This window comes from Azospirillaceae bacterium (genome assembly GCA_028283825.1).
Classification (GTDB): domain Bacteria; phylum Pseudomonadota; class Alphaproteobacteria; order Azospirillales; family Azospirillaceae; genus Nitrospirillum.
This window is the reverse complement of the sequence record JAPWJW010000002.1, coordinates 64,224-82,515: the sequence shown is the minus strand read 5'-3', so window position 1 is coordinate 82,515 and position 18,292 is coordinate 64,224. Positions and strand designations below refer to the sequence as shown.

General features: G+C 68.0%; 18 protein-coding genes. 12 read left to right on the top strand and 6 right to left on the bottom strand.

Going from position 1 to position 18,292, the window contains the following annotated elements; translation table 11 throughout:
• Positions 1-6: 6 nt before the first annotated feature.
• The 8 genes from PW843_09230 (at position 7) to PW843_09195 (ending at position 8,626) form a co-directional block, all read left to right on the top strand.
• Positions 7-726: a metallophosphoesterase family protein gene (locus PW843_09230; GenBank protein MDE1146788.1), complete on the top strand. Its 720-nt coding sequence runs from the start codon at positions 7-9 to the stop codon at positions 724-726.
• Positions 727-1,054: 328 nt separating this feature from the next.
• Positions 1,055-1,423: a c-type cytochrome gene (locus tag PW843_09225; GenBank protein MDE1146787.1), complete on the top strand. Its 369-nt coding sequence runs from the start codon at positions 1,055-1,057 to the stop codon at positions 1,421-1,423.
• Positions 1,424-1,504: 81 nt separating this feature from the next.
• Positions 1,505-2,827, top strand: coding sequence for a D-arabinono-1,4-lactone oxidase (locus PW843_09220; protein ID MDE1146786.1), 1,323 nt, complete (start codon positions 1,505-1,507; stop codon positions 2,825-2,827).
• Entirely contained in the window at positions 2,820-4,121 is a 1,302-nt protein-coding gene (locus PW843_09215; protein MDE1146785.1) for an alanine racemase, read from the top strand. The genes PW843_09220 and PW843_09215 overlap by 8 nt, the downstream gene beginning before the upstream one ends.
• Before the next feature lie 109 nt (positions 4,122-4,230).
• Positions 4,231-6,516: a TonB-dependent receptor gene (locus PW843_09210; protein MDE1146784.1), complete on the top strand. Its 2,286-nt coding sequence runs from the start codon at positions 4,231-4,233 to the stop codon at positions 6,514-6,516.
• Positions 6,517-6,662: 146 nt separating this feature from the next.
• Positions 6,663-8,084, top strand: coding sequence for a coniferyl aldehyde dehydrogenase (locus tag PW843_09205; GenBank protein MDE1146783.1), 1,422 nt, complete (start codon positions 6,663-6,665; stop codon positions 8,082-8,084).
• Positions 8,085-8,126: 42 nt separating this feature from the next.
• On the top strand, positions 8,127-8,336 hold the full coding sequence (locus PW843_09200; protein MDE1146782.1) for an addiction module protein: 210 nt from the start codon (positions 8,127-8,129) through the stop codon (positions 8,334-8,336).
• A complete protein-coding gene (locus PW843_09195; protein MDE1146781.1) occupies positions 8,336-8,626 on the top strand; it encodes a type II toxin-antitoxin system RelE/ParE family toxin in 291 nt (96 codons plus the stop codon). The genes PW843_09200 and PW843_09195 overlap by 1 nt, the downstream gene beginning before the upstream one ends.
• Positions 8,627-8,691: 65 nt before the next feature.
• Here the strand turns inward: PW843_09195 and PW843_09190 are convergent, their stop codons facing one another.
• Entirely contained in the window at positions 8,692-9,201 is a 510-nt protein-coding gene (locus tag PW843_09190) for a hypothetical protein (GenBank protein ID MDE1146780.1), read from the bottom strand.
• 146 nt (positions 9,202-9,347) lie between these two features.
• On the opposite strand from PW843_09190, the gene PW843_09185 reads away from it, so the two are divergent.
• Entirely contained in the window at positions 9,348-9,734 is a 387-nt protein-coding gene (locus PW843_09185; protein ID MDE1146779.1) for a hypothetical protein, read from the top strand.
• On the opposite strand, the gene PW843_09180 is transcribed toward PW843_09185, so the two are convergent.
• Complete coding sequence (locus tag PW843_09180) at positions 9,679-10,350, bottom strand: cation transporter (GenBank protein ID MDE1146778.1); 672 nt, start codon at positions 10,348-10,350, stop codon at positions 9,679-9,681. The two genes, PW843_09185 and PW843_09180, sit on opposite strands and share 56 nt — an antisense overlap.
• A gap of 83 nt (positions 10,351-10,433) precedes the next feature.
• Here PW843_09180 and PW843_09175 point away from each other — a divergent pair, with 83 nt between their 5' ends.
• The gene (locus PW843_09175) at positions 10,434-10,838 is read left to right on the top strand and encodes a helix-turn-helix domain-containing protein (GenBank protein ID MDE1146777.1); all 405 of its coding nucleotides are present in this window, start codon (positions 10,434-10,436) and stop codon (positions 10,836-10,838) included.
• A gap of 165 nt (positions 10,839-11,003) precedes the next feature.
• Positions 11,004-11,714 (top strand): hypothetical protein, encoded by a 711-nt coding sequence (locus PW843_09170; GenBank protein ID MDE1146776.1) that lies wholly within the window; start codon positions 11,004-11,006, stop codon positions 11,712-11,714.
• Positions 11,715-12,008: 294 nt separating this feature from the next.
• Here PW843_09170 and PW843_09165 read toward each other — a convergent pair whose 3' ends face one another.
• The 3 genes from PW843_09165 to PW843_09155 form a co-directional block, all read right to left on the bottom strand.
• Positions 12,009-13,220 carry a GGDEF domain-containing protein gene (locus PW843_09165; GenBank protein MDE1146775.1) on the bottom strand — a complete coding sequence of 404 codons (1,212 nt, stop codon included), beginning with the start codon at positions 13,218-13,220 and terminating at the stop codon, positions 12,009-12,011.
• A 187-nt stretch (positions 13,221-13,407) separates the two neighbouring features.
• Positions 13,408-15,636, bottom strand: coding sequence for a helicase-related protein (locus tag PW843_09160; GenBank protein MDE1146774.1), 2,229 nt, complete (start codon positions 15,634-15,636; stop codon positions 13,408-13,410).
• A gap of 114 nt (positions 15,637-15,750) precedes the next feature.
• Positions 15,751-16,443, bottom strand: a complete 693-nt coding sequence (locus PW843_09155; GenBank protein MDE1146773.1) for a transporter substrate-binding domain-containing protein — start codon at positions 16,441-16,443, stop codon at positions 15,751-15,753.
• A 332-nt stretch (positions 16,444-16,775) separates the two neighbouring features.
• Here PW843_09155 and PW843_09150 point away from each other — a divergent pair, with 332 nt between their 5' ends.
• Complete coding sequence (locus PW843_09150; GenBank protein MDE1146772.1) at positions 16,776-16,913, top strand: hypothetical protein; 138 nt, start codon at positions 16,776-16,778, stop codon at positions 16,911-16,913.
• 240 nt (positions 16,914-17,153) lie between these two features.
• Here the strand turns inward: PW843_09150 and PW843_09145 are convergent, their stop codons facing one another.
• Complete coding sequence (locus tag PW843_09145) at positions 17,154-18,290, bottom strand: efflux RND transporter periplasmic adaptor subunit (protein ID MDE1146771.1); 1,137 nt, start codon at positions 18,288-18,290, stop codon at positions 17,154-17,156.
• Between the last annotated feature and the right edge of the window lie 2 nt (positions 18,291-18,292).

The following is an 18,292-nucleotide window of genomic DNA, read 5'->3' as shown; positions in this document are numbered from 1 at the left end:
GGTGCGATGCGCTGCGCGATTATATCGGACATCCATGGAAATATCACGGCATTCGAGGCTGTTGTCGCTGATCTGAAGCAGATGGCGCCCGATATGGTATTCCATGGCGGAGATCTGGCGGACGGTGGCGCCGACCCCGTCGCGATCATCGACCATATCCGCGATGCGGGCTGGCGGGGCGTGCTCGGCAACACCGACGAGATGCTGTTCCGCCCGGCCTCGCTGACGACCTTTGCGGCAGGCTTGCCGGGCCTGGCATCGCTGTTCGACAAGATCGCGGAAATGGCGGGATGGACCGCAGACCAACTCGGCGGCGATCGCCTGGCATGGTTGAGTGGCCTGCCGGAAATCGAGCGAACGGAGGCGCTGGCGCTTCTCCACGCCAGCCCCGGCAACCTGTGGTCGGCACCGCGGCCCGATGCGGAGGACGCCACGCTGCGCGCGACCTATGGCGGGCTCGACCGTCCGACCATCGTCTACGGCCATATTCACCTGCCCTTCGTTCGCTCGCTCGGCGATGTCATGCTGTGCAACGGCGGCAGCGTCGGACAGCCCCATGACGGGGATCCCAGGGCATCCTATCTACTGATCGATGATGGGCGCCCGCTGATCCGCCGTGTTGACTATGATCTTGACCGGGAGATTGCACGCCTTCGCGATTCGAAGCTGCCTTACGCCGATTGGGTCGTGCGCATGATCAGTCACGCACGGCCGGAATTGCCTTGAAGACCCGGTCAGGCGGGCCGCGAACCAGCGCCCATCATAGCGCAGGAATGGGCTGATGCCGGAATGGATGACACCGGGATAAGCTTGTTCAGGCTAGCCAGCGTTCCGTTCGAAGTCAGACGATGCTGTCATTCGAAGCAGGCTATGGCCCTAATTGGCCAAACTATGGTGCCCCTGACACCTGTCGCAAACCCCCTTGCCACCGAAGCGTGTTTTAGTTATCACTAACCAAAGAGTTAGTTATGACTAACAAAGCCGCCCGCGAAGACGGGCGGCGGCGGGGTGCTTCATGGGCCTGGGATGCGGAAATTTTCCGAAATGCCTCCGCTTGTCCGCGTTGATCGTGGCGGTCGGGCTGGCGGGCGGCTGCGGCAAGGCGCCGGAGGCGGCCCCGCCCACGGCGGCGGCGCTGGCGGCGTTGCGCCCGGCCGACGCCCGTTTGGCGGGCCTGTATGAGACCAGCTGCAAGGCCTGCCACGCCAATCCCGATTCCGGCGCACCCCTGGCGCGCCATGCCACCGCCTGGACGCCCCGCTGGGCCAAGGGGCCGGACCTGCTGCTGCGCCACACGCTGGAAGGCTTCAACGGCATGCCGGCGGGGGGCCAGTGCTTCTCCTGCACGGCCGATGATTACCAGGCGCTGATCCGCTTCCTGGCGGGGCAGGGGCCGGCGGCCAACACTGAAGGGGACCGATAGGCATGCTGACGCGGCGCACCCTGTTCCTGTTGATGGGCGGCACGGCCCTGGTGGGCGGCGGCATCGCCGCGTCGCGCGTGGGTGTTCCAGCCTGAACCGCCGGCCCCGCCGGCGACCGACGCCGCCAACCACCTGCTGTGGCGCAACTGGTCGGGCATCCAGCACGCCTACCCGCAGGTGCGCGCCGCCCCGGCGGATGAGGGCGAACTGGCCGATCTGGTGCGCAAGAGCCCAGGCCCCATCCGGGCGGTGGGCGCCGGCCATTCCTTCATGCCCCTGGTGCCCACGCCTGGGACCCTGGTCACGTTGGACCGCATCGCCGGGCTGGATGGGCAGGACAATGCCGCACTGACCGCCGGCGTGCGCGCCGGCACCCGGCTGGCGGACTTAGGGCCGGCCCTGTCGGCCGTGGGGCAGGAGATGCCCAACCTGCCCGACATCAACAAGCAGTCGCTGGGCGGGGCGCTGTCCACCGCCACCCACGGCACGGGGGCGGCACTGAAGGCCCTGCACGGCAACGTGCTGGATTTCCGCCTGGTGACGGCGGATGGGCAGGTGATGGACTGCGCGCCCGACCGCAACCCCGACCTCTACGCCGCCGCCAAGGTGGGCCTGGGCGCCTTCGGCATCCTGACCCGCGTGACCCTGAAGAACACGCCGGTGACACGGGTGGAACGGCGGGTGTGGCTGCAACCGCTGGAGCAGACCCTGGCGGATTGGCCCACCCTGCAGACCGTGCACCGCAATGTGGAGTTCTACTATCTGCCCTTCACCGGCATGTCGGCGGTCATCACCCATGACCCCACCGACGCCGCCCCCACGCCCCGGCCGCCCACCCAGGACAATGACGCGGTGATGAGCCTGAAGGCGCTGCGCGACTGGCTGGGCTGGTCACCCGCCCTGCGCCGCCGGGTGGCCAAGCACGTGCTGTCCACGCTGGAACCGGAACGGGTGGTGGCGGAAAGCTGGCAGCTGCTGTCCAACGAGCGGCCCATCCGCTTCAATGAGATGGAATTCCACCTGCCGCGCGAGGTCCAGATCCAGGCCCTGGCCGAGGTCATCCAGGCGATCGAGACCCGCCGCCCGGACGTCTTCTTCCCCATCGAGGCGCGGGTGATCGCCCCCGATGACGCCTGGCTGTCCCCCTTCCACGACCGGCCGTCGGGCAGCATCGCCGTCCACGCCTATTACAAGGACGACTACCAGTTCCTGTTCGAGGTGGTGGAACCCATCCTGCGCCGCCATGGCGGCCGGCCGCACTGGGGCAAGCTGAACACCCTGAAGACGGCGGACTTCGCCGCCCTCTATCCCCGGTTCCGTGACGCCATGGAAATCCGCCGCCAGGTGGATCCGGAGGGGCGTTTCCTCAACGACTATCTGCGCGGGGTGCTGACCGATGCCTAAATCCACCAGCCGCAGGCGCGTGCTGGCCGGGGCCGTCGCCGTGGGGGCGGTGGGTGCCGCCGGCGCCCTGGCCTGGCCCGAGCCCGACCGGGGCGGCGGCCATGACGCCTATTTCACCGGCCTGTCGGCGGCCCTGACCAAGGCCGGCGTCGCCGAACCGGTGATGGTGGTCGACACCCCCCGCCTGGCCGCCAACATCAAGGCGGTGGGCGATACGCTGGGCAAGGTGGGGGGACAAGCGGGCGGTACGCCCAAGGCCCTGCGCGTGGTGGTGAAGTCGCTGCCCTGCCATGACCTGCTGGACGCGGTGACGGCGGGCCTGAACACCAACCGCTACATGGTTTTCAACCAGCCCATGCTGGTGGAAATGGCGGGCAGGAACCCCGATGCCGATGTGCTGATGGGCAAGCCCCTGCCGGTGGCGGCGGCGGCAGCCTATTACGACAAGCTGGGTGCGGGCGCCCCCGGTCCCCAATGGCTGATCGACACGCCGGAACGCCTGGCCCAGTACACCGCCATGGCCAAGGCGCGCGGCGTGGCGCTGAAGGTGAATTTTGAGATCGACGTGGGCCTGCACCGGGGCGGCTTCACCGACCCGGCGGTGTTGGCCGCCCTGCTGGCCGGCCTGGACCCATCCGTCACCGCCTGCGGCCTGATGGGCTACGACCCGCACGTGGCCAAGATGCCGCCGGTGTTCGACATGCGCGGCCGGGCGCTGGCCAAGGCCAAGGCGATCTACGCCGACATGGCCGGCGTCCTGCGGGAAAAGGCGCCGCTGAAGGACGGGCAGGCACCCTACACCTTCAACACGGCGGGCAGCCCCACCTATGCCCTGCACACCGACGACCCGGTGGCGACGGAGCTGGCGGTGGGCTCCGCCTTCGTGAAACCCACCGACTTCGACATCGACACCCTGGCCCACCATCAGCCGGCCTGCTTCATCGCCACCCCGGTGCTGAAGGTGGCGGAACCGGGACTGATCCCGGGGCTGGAAGGGCTGGCCGGCATCGCCGCCTTCTTCGACCCCAACACCAGGAAGGCCTTCTTCGTGCAGGGTGGGCACTGGCTGGCGCAGGCGGTGTCCCCGCCGGGCTTGCAGTTGAGCGGCCTCTACGGCCGATCCAGCAACCAGGAACGCTGGTCGGGCTCGGCCCACGTGCCGCTGAAGCCCGACGATTGGGTGTTCCTGCGCCCGACGCAGAGCGAGGCGGTGTTGCTGCAGTTCGGGGCGCTGGTCGCCTTCGATGGACACACGGTCACGGGACGATGGCCGGTGTTCGACATGTCCGCCTGACGGCGGTTTTGGGTGCGTGAACCCCGGCGGGCACCGGGGTGAGTGAATGAAAAGAAGAGTTGGCTGAGGGCGGTTGCGCAACGACGGAACCAGAACAGGGAGCCATAACATGGATCGGAAGCGGAAAACGGGCATACGCGGGCTGGTGTTGCTGTCGGGCGTGGCGCTCGGCGTACTGAATACGGCCGCAAGCGCGCAGCAGGCGCCGGCGGAATTGGGTGATGGCCTGCAGGAGGTGGTGGTGACGGCGCAGAAGCGGGCGGAAAACCTGCAGGACGTGCCCATGGCCATCACCGCCCTGTCGGCCCAGACGCTGGAGAAGATGGACGTGCGCGACGTCCAGGATCTGCCCAACCTGACACCGGGCTTGCAGATCAAGACATCGGACGCCAGCGCCAACCCGAAGATCTTCATTCGCGGCGTCGGCCTGAACGACTTCAACGCCAACGCCGCCGGCGCCGTCGGCATCTACATGGATGGGGTCTACGTCGCCTCCCCCTTGGCGCAGCTGGGCCAGTTCTTCGACCTGGAACGGGTGGAGGTGCTGAAGGGCCCGCAAGGCACGCTTTACGGCCGCAACACCACCGGCGGCGCCATCAACGTCACCGCCCGCCAGCCGACGTTCGACACCACCAGCGACGGCAGCCTGGAATACGGCCGCTTCAACGCCGTGAAGGCGGAGGCCGGGGTGGGGGGCGCCGTCGTGCCCGGCAAGCTGGCCATCCGCATCGCCGGCGATTATGAACGCGACGACGGCGACACCTACAACCGCGTCAGCGACAGCTACGTCAATGCCATGAACCGTTGGGGCGGGCGCGTCGGCCTGCTGTTCACCCCCAGCGACGATCTGTCGGTGACGGTGCAACTGCACGGCGGGCAGAACCGGGGCGACAGCCGTTATACCCAGGCGCGGCCGCTGATCCCGCAGACGGCGGCGGCCACCGGGGCCGACGGCCTGTGCGCCGCCGGTTTCTACGCCACCGGGCAATGCACCGACGCGCTGGGCTACGCCGACACCGACAACAACCCGTACGCCGGCGACTACAACCTGAAGGGCGAGGACAAGGTCGACACCTGGGGTGCTTCCGTCAACGTGCGCTGGGACGCGGGCAAGACCACGCTTTATTCCATCACCGCCTTCGACACCGCCGAACGCGACGATGTCGAGGATACCGACGCCAGCCCCGACAGCCTGATCCACAGCACCTACAAGGCGACCCAGCATGACGTGTCGCAGGAATTCCGGGTGGAGGCGCCGCTGACTGACAAGCTGCGCGGCGTCGCCGGCGTCTATTTCCTGCACGACTACCTGACCACCACCAGCGAGTACGACATCCTGCGCGACCTGCGCCCGATGTTCGTCACCGACGACAACCCCACCGGCGTCTCATTGGACAACAACGTGGCGCTGGTGGGGTATCCCTATACCCAGATCACCAACAGCTACGCCGCCTTCGGCCAGGTGGATTATCAGCTGACCGACATGGTCACCCTGACCGGTGGCCTGCGTTATTCCAAGGACGACAAGGACTTCACCTACCGCAGCACGGTGGAGGAGGTGGTGGACGTCTTCGACTACGCCAATTCCAAATCGTTCAGCAGCGTGTCGGGACGGGCGTCCATCCAGGTGAAGCCCACCGACGATGTCATGGTCTATGCCAGCTATAACCGCGGCTACAAAAGCGGCGGCTTCTTCGGCGGCTACACCCGCGATCCGGCCGATCTGGCGCCCTACGCGGATGAGACCCTGGACGCCTATGAGGTGGGCGCGAAGACGGAGTTCTGGGACAAGCGCCTGCGCGTGAACGCCGCCGGCTTCTATTACGACTACAGCAACCTCCAGGTCTTCCAGATCGTGACGCGCGACGGCATCCCGACCCAGACCTTCAACAACGCCGCCAGCGCCCGCCTCTACGGCGTGGACGCCGACATCACCCTGGCGCCGCTGAAGGGGCTGGAGATCAGCCTGGGTGGGGAATACCTGAACAGCGAGTACCTGGATTACGTCTCGGAAGGGGAGGAGTTGAGCGGCAACCGCCTGCCGTCCGCCCCGCGCTGGACCCTGACGGGCCTGGTCAGTTACGACCATCCCCTGGACGGTGTGGGTGGCAAGGAGAACGGCACGCTGAACGCCGTCGTCGACGTCTCCTACCGGTCGATGATCTATTTCGACAGCCACAACCTCAGCCGTCTCAGCCAGCCGGGTTATTGGCTGACCGACGCCCGCCTGGGCTGGACGACGCCGGGCGGCACCGTCAGCATGGGCCTGTGGGTGCGCAACCTGTTCGACAAGACCTACATCATGGACATCAACAACCTGGACAGCTTCGGCCTGGATGCCCTCAGCATAGGGTCGCCCCGGCGCTTCGGCGGCTATCTGCAATGGCATTTTTAATGTTCCTCAAGCGCCGGCAGGCCCATCCGGGCCTTTGGCTTATCCTCGATTTCCAGTCCGCTGACGCTCCCCCGAAATCTACGGGGGCCGGCGGTCGCCGGCCTGGGTGAACGGGCGGTGCGTTCAGTGATTGTAAGGAGACGGTGATGATAGCGGTGGAGCAGGGAGCCGGGAATGACCTGACGGCGGTGTCCCAAGCCTTCGACCGCCTGCGCGCGGCGGCGGTGGCGGATCCCTATCCGCCGGCCGAGCGCCGCCAGGACCACCTGGCGGCGCTGGAACGGGCACTGGTGCGGCGACAGGACGCCCTGGTCCAGGCGGTGGATGCCGATTTCGGCGGCCGGCTGGCCCATGAGACCCTGTTCGCCGAAATCTTCGTGACGCTGGAGGGCTTTCGCCATGCCCGTCGGCACCTGAAGGGCTGGATGCGCCGCCGCCGCCGCTCGGTGCCGCTGACCCTGGGGCCAGGCCGCGCCTGGGTGCAGCCCCAGCCGCTGGGCGTGGTGGGGGTGATCGCCCCCTGGAACTATCCCCTCATGCTGGCGTTGACGCCGTTGGCGGGCGCGCTGGCGGCCGGCAACCGGGTCTTGCTGAAACCGTCGGAACTGACCCCGCGCACCACGGCCCTGATCGCCGACATCGTGGCCGAGGCGGTGCCGGCCGACATGGCGACGGTGGTGTCGGGTAGGGCGGAGGTGGGGGCGCGCTTCGGCTGCCTGCCCTTCGACCACATCCTGTTCACCGGCTCCACCCGCGTCGGGCGCCTGGTGATGAAGGCCGCGGCGGAAAACCTGACGCCGGTGACCCTGGAACTGGGCGGCAAGTCGCCGGCCCTGGTGCTACCGGGGGCGGACCTGGCATCGGCGGCCATCGACATCGCCTACGGCAAGTTCACCAACGCCGGCCAGACCTGCGTGGCGCCTGATTACGCCTTGGTGCCGCGCGGCCAGGTGGCGGACTTCGTGGAGGCCCTGGCCCAGGCCGTGCCGGCCTATTTCCCGGCGCAGGAGGGCGTCAGCGCCATGTCCGCCGTGTTCGGCGCGGCCGGGCGCCAGCGGGTGGCCGACATGGTGGCGGAGGCCCGGGCCCGGGGTGCGGTGGTGCGCGAACTGGGCCCCCCGGTGCCCGGTATCGGCATCGGCCCGGCCGTGGTGCTGGACCCGCCCGACGACATCACCCTGTCGCGGGAGGAGATATTCGCGCCCCTGCTGCCCATCGTGCCCTATGACGATGTCGACCAGGCGCTGGCCTACATCCGCGCCCGTCCCCGGCCCCTGGCCCTCTATCTGTTCGGCCGCGACCGCGCCGTCATCGATCGCGCCCTGCTGACCACCGCCGCCGGCGGCGTGGTGGTCAACGACACCCTGATCCACGTGGCGGTGGAGGATCTGCCCTTTGGCGGCATCGGGCCCAGCGGCATGGGCCGCTATCACGGCCGCGACGGTTTCGACACCTTCAGCCACCTCAAGGCCGTGTTCGACCGCAAGGGTCCCCGCCTGGACCGCCTGGTCCGCCCTCCCCTGAAACCCCTGCACCGCTGGGTGGCGAAGCTGCTGATCGGGGGGTAGGGGAGGCTGGAAAAAGACGGGCCGATGCCCTAACTTTAAGATATGACCACGCTCGACATCACCCGCTTGTCCGCGCAGGAGCGCCTTGATCTTATCGGTCGACTCTGGGATAGCCTGGAGGCCGAGGACGTGCGTTTGACGCCCGCGCAGCAAGCGGAACTAGATCGCCGACTGGCCACCTTCGATGAGGACATCAAGAGTGGCCTGTCGTGGGAAGAGGTTGAAGCGGAGCTTGAGCGGCGCTTCCCGTAATGTACCGGGTTGTTTTCACCCGGGCAGCGAACGCTGACATTATCGATGCTTTTGGCTGGTACGCTCAGCATGTTCCGGGAATGATCCCGCACCTGAAACAGGAGTTGCGCCTGATTCAGCAGCGGATCAGCGAAAACCCGATGCAATTTCCCGCGTGCGCAAACGATATTCGTAGGGCGTTAACCCGACGTTTTCCGTACTTCGTCGTTTTCCGTACGCGCGGGGACGCGGTCTATATTCTTGCTTTTCTTCATACAAGCCGTGATCCGGCGGTATGGCAGGGGCGTTGATTGAGGATGCCCGCGTGAAGGACTAATCCAGCTCCGTGCCGCGATTGGCCGTTAACGGTATAGACTTAATCCGGGAAAAGATGGGACAGTGGCTGGAAGGCGGCGGCACACAAAGTGAACAGGTTCAGGCCAACCCAGACCCAGAAGTCGAATGCCACCTTATCCCGGCGATATTCATTGCCCCGGATATCCATGATGACGTTCCGGCGCCATGCCCGCCAAAGATTCCAGCCAGAGCCGACAACGAAGACCAATGAGAATGCCCAGTCCCACCGATGACTGGCAATGGCGATCCTGGCGGCCGCCGCAACCGCTTTTCCAAGTGCGGCCACGTCTTCCATGCCCCACAGCACACGCCCTGAAGCTTGGGCCAAAAGCGCCAGGCTGAAATAGCCTGCGATGACGAAAATCAGAATGTCCAATGCGACGGCGCGCCAGAACCGGATGGGTGTGGCGACCCGGTCATGGAATCGACCGCCGCGGTCCGGCACCCTGCCGTAACGTTTCGCCTGCCAGAGCCGCCATCCTGAGAAGCCGCAAGCCCCAAAAGGCAGCGCCCAATATAAGTCCGACATGAAGGGTTCACGGGTCCTGAAATAGGCGAAGATATCGGCAAGTTGGTAACATGGGCGTCCCCCACGTGCCATTGCACGGATCGGAGCGTCGTCCCTGTCCCCCTATCCCTTGACACTTACGCCCCGCCTTTCCAGGCTGCGCGGGTTTGCCGCCTCGAAGGTCGTTCCAAATCCGCGCCGCTGTTTGCCTTGCCCTACTGGCCTGCCTGCTGCCGTCCGCCCCCGCCGGGGCGGTGGACGTGTGGGACTATGCGCGCTCCGCCGGGCCCATCATCGGCCAGGCGGCGGCCTGTGGCGCGCCCGCGGACCGGGTGGCGAAGGCCGACGCGCAGGTGCGGGAACTGCTGTCGCTGTCGGCCAAGGATGCGGATGAGCACCGCAAGGCGGACGAGCTGTTCGACTTCATGCGCGCCGCCGCGGTCACGGAACAGACGGGCGCCCCGGGCCAGGGCGCCTGCCCGGAAGCGCTGGTGACCTTCACGGATTTGGAGCGCCGGCTGCCGGCGTGGCGGTCCATGCTGGGCGGGCGCTGAGGCGCATTTCCGACCGCGCGTGGCGGATGATGGTGATGCCGCCGCTCAGGCCCAGCGCCGCCATGACGGCCGCCACCAGGATGTCCGGCCAGGCCGTGCCGGTGCCGAACACGCCGGCCGCCGCCAGCAGCACGGCGGCATTGCCGATGACATCGTTGCGGGTGCAGATCCAGACCGACCGCATGTTGGCGTCGCCGTCGCGGAAGCGGTACAGCAGCAGGGCGACAATGCCGTTGGCGGCCATGGCGGCCAGGGCCACGCCGCCCATCACCGGCGCCCGGGGCAAGGTGCCGGCCCAGGCGTGCCAGGCGGTGCCGCCCGCCACCCACAGCGCCAGCGCCGACAGGCTGAGGCCCTTGGCCAGGGCCGCGTGTGTGCGCCAGCGGACCGCCATGCCGGCCACCGCCAGGCTGATGGCGTAGTTGGCGGCGTCGCCCAGGAAATCCAGCGCGTCGGCCTGCAAGGCGGCGGAGCCGGCGGCCAGGCCCGCCACCACCTCGCCCACGAACAGGGCAGCGTTGATGACCAGGGCGACCCACAGCGCACGGCGCCAGCCGGCACTGGGTTGATCGGCCGTGGTGGCGGCGCAGGCGGGATCGTGACAGCAGCCGGGCATGGTGGGGCATCTCGCTTTCCAGGGTCCGGCATCCCATATGCACCCTGTAGTCACTACAGGGTCAAGCCAGGACGGGAGGGGGAATGCAAGACGGCCTTACCATCGGCGCGCTGGCGCGCGGCACGGGCGTGAAGGTGGAAACCATCCGATATTATGAACGCATCGGCCTGCTGGCGCCGCCGGCGCGGCGGGGCAGCGGGGCCTATCGCGACTATGACGCGGCGGCGCTGGGGCGGCTCAGCTTCATCCGGCGGTCGCGGGATCTGGGTTTCGCCCTGGACCAGGTGCGCGCCCTGCTGGCCCTGGCCGACCAGCGCGATCGCGACTGCGCCGATGTGGACACCATCGCCCGCGCCCATCTGGCGGCGGTGGACGCCAAGATCGCCGACCTGATGGCCCTGCGCCAGGAACTGGGCGGCATGATCGGCAATTGCGCCCGGGGCACGGTCGCCGATTGCCGCATCATCGAGGCGCTGTCGCCTGGCTAAAATAACCCACAAACGATCTAACGGCGGCCTTCGGATAAACAGGCGCATAAATTTTATATAAAATTGCGACGACTCTTTTGCAGGAATGCGTGGAAGGGGCGTCGGGGGGCGGAAACGGGGCTACCTCTCGGCGTTTCGCACCCACCCCGGCGACGGAGAGTCTTGATGTCGATCTCTTCCCTGTCGTCGTCCACCAGCAGCGTGTACACGACGAGCAGCAGTGGTACCCAGTCGTCCGCGAAATCGTCCATCAAGAACGATTTCAAGGCCTTGAGCGATGCCTTGTCTTCCGGTGACCTGGATACGGCCAAGTCGGCCTATGCCACCCTGACCCAGGATCTGCAGGCCAACGCGCCCCAGTCCTCGTCCTCCACCTCCTCCAGCGACGCCAGCGGGTCCAACCCGTTGAAGGACGCCTTGGACAAGGTGGGCACGGCGCTGGAAAACGGTGACCTGTCCGGGGCCCAGAGCGCCTATTCCGACATCCAGAGCCATGGCGGTGGCCGTGGCGGCCCGCCCCCGGGCCCGCCGCCGTCCGGCGACGCCGGTGGTGGCAACGGCCAGGCGTCGGCCGTGCGGTCGGCGTTCGAAAGCCTGTCCGACGCCCTGTCGTCCGGCGACCTGTCCAGCGCCACTTCGGCCTACGGCAGCCTGTCGCAATTGCTGGGCGGCGACGACACCAGCAGCAGCGACAGCACCGACGGCACGTCGTCCACCAGCACCACCAGTTCCAATGACAACAGCAACCCGCTGAAAAGCCTGCTCAGCCAGATCGGCAGCTCGCTCAGCAGCGGCGACGTGTCGTCGGCGGAAAGCCTGTTCGCCTCCTTCACCCAGCAGACGGGGGCGGGCACGTCGGTGAACATCACGGCCTGAAGACCATTTCCATAAGGGCTAACAATCGCCCCGATCACGCCTCGGATCGCCCCCGTAACTTGGGCGTTTTCGTCCCCCGTGACCGTCCGAACCGGTGGCGCCGAGGCCGCGTATGGCGGCCTCGACCTCCGTTTCCGGATGCACCCTCAAGCGCCGGGCGCCGGCATCCGCCGGCTTGGCTGGTCCTCGCTTTCCGGTTCGCTCCGCTTCCCATAAAGCTCCGGCGGCGCCAGTCGGCGCCTCCATCGGCATGAGTCGAAGTCTCATGCCGATGGAAGTGCATGTGCCCAGAACTCACGCGCCGTATTGGCCCCAGCCCGGTTGGGCCAGGGTGGGGTCGGCGCCGCCGATGGACAGGGCTTCCGTGCGGTTACGGCCTGTATCCTTGGCCAGGTACAGCGCCTGGTCCGCCGCCGCCACCAACTCTTCCCAAACATGGCCGTCGGGCCCCAGTGTGGCGAGGCCGATGCTGACGGTGCAGCGCAAGGCCCCCTGCGGTCGCTCCAGAGTGATGGCGGCCACTTGCTGGCGCACCCGTTCCGCCACCGCCCAGGCGTCCTCCAGCCCGGTTTCGGGCAGCAGGGCCAGGAATTCCTCACCCCCCACGCGGGCCGGCAGGTCGCTGCCGCGCAGTTCGCGCGCCAGGGATTCCGCCACCGCCACCAGCAGGGCGTCGCCCGCACCGTGGCCCCAGCGGTCGTTGACCGCCTTGAAATGGTCGATGTCGATCATCAGCAGCGACAGGGCGCGGCCGTGGCGCAGGGCGCGGGCCACCTCCATCTCCCCCGCCGTCCAGACCACCCGGCGGTTGGCGATGCCGGTCAGCGGGTCCTGGCGGGCCTGTTGCCGCACCTCGCAATCCAGCCGCCGGCTGATCATCCACAGATAGCCGTGGGTCACGATGGTGGTGACGCAGATGATCACCAGGCGGGTCAGGACCTTCAGGGCGTGCGGCTCCGCCACGTTGCCCTGCCAGTCGATGACCAGGGCCCAGCCCGCCCGCGCCAGGGCCAGCGCCGCCCAGGCCAGATAGATGGTGGCGGTGACGGTGGCCGGCGGGCGCAAGTCGCGCTCCGCATGGCGCAGCAGGCGCCAGGCCATGGCCGCCGACAGGAGGGCGAAGAACAGGCTGCTGACCAGGATGCGGCCCCGGCTTTCCGGCGCGCCAAGGGTGAACCACAGGAAGATGGCGGCCAGGACCAGGCCCAAGCCCAGCACCGGCCAGGTGCCGCGCACCGGCCGCCCCAGGAAACGCGCGATCCCCACATAGGCCAGGCCGTAGCCGGTGAAGATCAGGAAATGGCTGGACAGCAGGGCCAGCCAGCCCGGCAGCCAGTCGAACGGGCCGGTCAGGGCCAGGCCGGCGGCCTGCGCCAAACCGGATGCCGCCCAGTAGCGCAGGCCCGGCTGGCGGGGCAGGGACAGGGCCGCCAGCAGCAGGCAGATCGCCGCCACCGCCTGCAACAGCGTGTTGACCACCAGCAGGCTGGGGATGTGCAGTTCCATGTGGCTGACGCGTCCCCAGGGGCCTGGGCTTGCCGCCCAATCGTTCACCAGGATACGGGAGCGGGCATCAACCTACAATGGAACAAGTGTTCATTCGCCGTTCACTTGGCGGCCGTTTCCAAGGCATGACCGGCGGTACGGCCTCCCGCGTCCGGCCCGGATTTCGCGGACCTTGAGCGTGGCCTGATCACGTCCGCTTCGGCCCGTACCGCTTGCGGGGCGCGCCGCGGAAGCCGGGCTTGGGTTTGTTGGGGGCCTCGCCGGCCGCGCGTGCGCGGCTGCGGATGGCCAGCACCTGGGCCAGGCGTTCGGCCACGGCGGCGCGGCGTTCGGTGACGGCCTCGCGGTCGGGGAACATGGCGGCGAATTTGCGGGTGGCCCAGTAGTACAGGTCGCAGATGCGCGACTGCGCCTCCAGCCCCAGATCGTCCAGGCTGTCGATGCGCTTGCCGGCCACGTTGTCCAGCAGCAGGGGCTGGTTACGCTCCAGCGCGCGGCAGATGCCGTAGACCAGGTCGGCGTCGGTCTCGCGGTCCAGGTCGGCCGGCATGAACAGCAGGACCAGGCGGCGCTCGAAATCCAGCCGGCGGGCATCCAGCGCCACCGCCATCTTGCGCACCGGCGTCAGGTCCGACAGTGCGTAGGGCGATCCCCTGGTGTCGGCGGCGGCGAAGCAGTCCACCAGCGGCACCAGCCGGTCGGTGCCGACATAATCGGCCAGGCGTTCCATCATGGCGCGGGTGGGGCGCAGGGTCAGGGACATGGCGGCGTGCACCTTCTCGTCCGCCGCCTTGTACATGTGGCGCAGGGCGTTGGGGCTGCCGCGCCCGACCACGCCGTACTCACCCACCTCGAACTTGCCGTAGCGGCCGGCGCGGCCGGCGATCTGCCGCACTTCGGACCCCGTCAGGGGCCGGACGGCATGGCCGTCGAACTTCTCCAGGTTGGTGAACAGCACGCGGCGCACCGGCAGGTTCAGGCCCATGCCGATGGCGTCGGTCGCCACCACCACGTCGGCCTCGCCATTGGTGAAGCGCTCCGCCTCCCGCCGCCGCACTTCGGGCGCCAGCGCGCCATAGATCACCGCGGCGCTCAGGCCCTTGGCGCGGATCGTTTCGCGGACGGAATGAACCTCGCGCCGGGAAAAGGCGATCAGGGCGTCGCCCGCCTGCACGTCGCCCCAGTCCAGCCGCCGGTCGATCAGCTTCAGCGGCGTCTTGCGCTCCAGCTCCACCACCTCCAGCGGCTCGCCCAGATACTCCGCCATGCGCTCGATCACCGGGCGGATGTCGGGGGACCCCAGCAGGTAGACGGTCTCCGCCGGCACGCCGACCACGGCGGCCGACCAGGCCCAGCCGCGCTCCAGGTCGGCCAGCATCTGCACCTCGTCGATCACCGCCACGTCCAGGCGGGACTCCGGGTCCAGCATCTCGACGGTGGAGGCGGTGATGCGGGCGCCGGGGACGCGGATTTCCTCCTCCCCCGTCACCAGGCTGGCGGCCACGCCTTCCTTGTTCAGGCGGTCCATGATCTCCAGCGCCAGCAGGCGTAGGGGCGCCAGGTAGGCGCCGGCACGGGCATCCTTCAGCGCCTGCATGGCGCGATGGGTCTTGCCCGAATTGGTGGGGCCGATCACCAGCACCAGCCGGCGCGGCATGCTGCGCGCCAGGGGGAACAGGTCCTCATAGCGCTTCAGGTCGAAATGGGTGTCGACGAAGCTGCGGCCGCGGGCGTGCACGCGGTCCTGCGCCCAGGCCGCCACCTCGCGTTCCCAGCGGCGCAGCACCGACGGCGCGTCGCTCAGGTGGTGGGTGGCGCGCCACAGGCGGTCGCGGATTTCGGTCACCGCGTCGGCGTCGCTGGCCACCTCCGCCTCGATTTCGGCCAGGCGGCGGGTCAGGCTGCCGACGGCGTCGCGCTTGCGGCCCTGGAACTTGGGGTCGCCGGCCAGCAGGCCCAGCACGGCGCCGCCCTCAAGGTCCGACAGTTCACCCACCGCGAAGGTGCGGTCCACGCTCAGGCGGTAGGGGTGGGGGAAACTGGGCAGCGCCACTTCCATGCGCTGGCCGATGCGCACCCGGTCCGGCACCACCGCCGGCGTGATCTCATACCCCGCCTCCCGCAGGGCCGGCCGGGCCGCGGCCAGCAGGGCGGGACGGGCCACCGCCTCCGCCGCGCGGCGCTGGACGGTGGCCAGCAATTCCTGTTCCCGCGCCGCCTCGACCCATACCTGTTCCTTGTCGGGAAAGACCAGGGGCAGGGGCACCAGGCCCATGGCCGCCGCCTGTTTGGCGCGCACCAGGCCCAGTTGCGCCAGGGTGGCGCAGCCTTCCTCCGTCGTCGCGACGGCCAGCAACAGGTCGGGATCCCAGCTGTGGCTGCCGGGCTGGTCGATATCGGGTGTGTCGGGGGTCATTGGGCCGTGGAAAGAAGCGAAAAGGGACCGGATATGTCCCCTTTATGGGGCCAGGCGGCCGCCGCGTCTACCGGCCTTGGCCGCAAGCGCCCCGGAAGGGGTAACGCCTGCCTCTCAACGCCCGTCGGCGATGGCCTTGTCGAAGGCGGCGATGACGTCGTTCCCCACCGACTGGGCGCACATGATGTGGCCGCCGGCGCTGCTGCGCATGTCGGGGAAATGATGGGTGGCCAGGACGGCCGGGTCGATGCCCAGGGCGCTGGCGGCCAGGGCGACGGAAGGCCCGTCGGCCAGGATGATGTAATCCACATGGCCGGAAATGACCATCTTCACCAGATCGGCCGGCGTTCCCCGGATGGGACGGACATGACGGGTCTCTTCCGCGATCGTGCGGTCCAGGGCCGGCCCCTGGGAGGCGCCCAGCAGGTCGCCGTACACGCGCGTGGTGTCGTGCATCAGCGCATCGACCGAGTCATAGGAATCGACCCAGGCCGCATCCTTCTTGGTGACCACGACCTGATCAAGGGCGGGGAAGATCGGTTGGGTGAATTTGAAGCGCGCCTCGCGGTCCGGCGTCTTGATGGCGTTGGGCGTGCAGGCGGCCCGCCCGTCCTGCATGTCCGCCAGGATGCGGTTCCGGGGAATGGGGCCGGTCCATTTGATTTCGTATCCGGCTTTGGTGGCCAGCGCCTCCACCCGGATGGCGATGGGGCCGCGCGCGTCGCCGGATTCAGCGGCACTTTGCAGGAAGGGGCCGGCATCAGGGTATAGAAATTCAATAACGGGCTTCTCCGCCGCGTCACCCATAGGGGTGGGCAGTCCGGAGCCGGTTGCGATGACGCTGAGGAATAACCGACCAACTAAACCGGCGGTGGATTCCACGTCTCAACCCCTCAAAGCACGGAAAACGACGCCACAATGGGTCATTTCTGCCTACTCGCCAAGAGATGTTATTGCCCATCGGCAATAATATTATTACCACAGGGGCCGAAGCCACATTTTTAATATCCCAAATCTTAACGGATTAACAATGGGTTGATGTTCGGCGGCGTCATTTTGGGAATTGGCCCGGCGCTTGCTTTTCCCCCCTCGCACTGTCCGGCGGAATGGTCCGCCCGGCGCGAATGGGGGAAAATACCATGTCTTTCAAGAAGATCGCTCTGGCTTGCCTGGTTCTGGCCGGTGTTGGCTTCTATGCCGCTGGCCACCATGCCGCCCAGCGCCAGGTCGCCGTCGCCTCCCTGCCGGAGAACTGCGGCGCTTGCCAGCCCTGGTAAGTCACGCTGACCTGCTGGGGCCGGGTTCGCCCGGCCCTCAAAGGGAAACGGCCGCCCCCGTGGGGCGGCCGCTCTCTTTTCTGGGTTCCCTCATGCGCCGGGCGCCGCCATCCGGCGGCTGGGCTTCCTCAGTTTCCGGTCCGCTACGCTTCCCGGAAACTTCCGGCGGCCGCGGTCGCGGCCTATGGCGGCATAAGCCTGGCTCATGACGCCGGCATCGGGCCCTGGGTTGACGGGCTTTTACTCCGCCACCGTCACCGCGTCGCCGTCGTTCAGCATGGTGTTGGGGTTCAGGACCACGCGGTCCTTGTCGCTGACGCCGGCCACCACCTCCACCGTCGTATCCAGTTCACGCCCCAGGGTGACGGGGTGGAAACGGATCTTGCCCTCGGCATCGATCACCGCCACGCGCTTGCCTTCCGGCCGGGTGACGATGGTGTTCACCGGCAGGGCCAGCACGGGCGCGCCGGCCTCGGGGAAGCGGGCGTTGCCGCGCATGCCGGCGGGGATGGTCAGGTCGGCGTTGGGCAGGTCGGCTTCCACCCGCATGGTGCCGCTGGTGGTGTCCACCGCATGGGCCAGGCGCACGACCTTGGCCGGGAAGGTGCGGTTGGGGAACTCACGGAAGGTGACATCCACCGGCGCGCCCACGGCCACCGACGGCACCTGGCCCTGCGGCACGTCGATCACCACGCGCAGGTGATCCTGCTTGGACACCTGGTACAGCGCCTTGGCGGTGGAACTGTCGGCCACCACCAGGTCGCCCTGTTCCACCAGGCGCTGGGTGACGATGCCGTCGATGGCGGTGGTCACCGTCTTGTAGCCCGTCGTCTGTTCCAGGCGCTTCACGTTGGCGATCGCCGCCTCCACGTCGGCCTGGGCCGCCTTCAGGGCGCTGTCGCGGGTGTCATAGGTCTCACGCGTTACCCAGCCGTCGCCCAGCAGCGACTTGGACCGGGTGTAGTTGGACTTGGCCAGCGCCAGGTTGGCTTCCGACTGGTGCTGGGCGGCGCGGGCCTGCATCAGCTGCTGGTCCGCTTCCGGCGCGTCGATCACGGCCAGCACCTGGCCCGCCTTCACCACGTCGCCAATGTCCACCAGGCGCTTGCCGATATAGCCGGAGATGCGGCCGTAGACGGTGTATTCGGTCTGCGCCGCCGTCTGGGCCGGCAGCAGCAGGCCGTCGGCGGCCTTCACCGGCTTGGGCAGGGTGGTCTTGACCTTCAGCGGCGCCTGGGGGGCGGCAGCCTCGGGCGTTGCCTTGGCCCCGGCGGCCAGCTGCGGGGTCGACGCCAGGGCGATGCCGGCCAGTGCCACGGCGGCGGTGCCCAGCGTCCAGGTGCGGCGGCGGTGGGTGGTCTTAGGGGCGGCGCTCATAA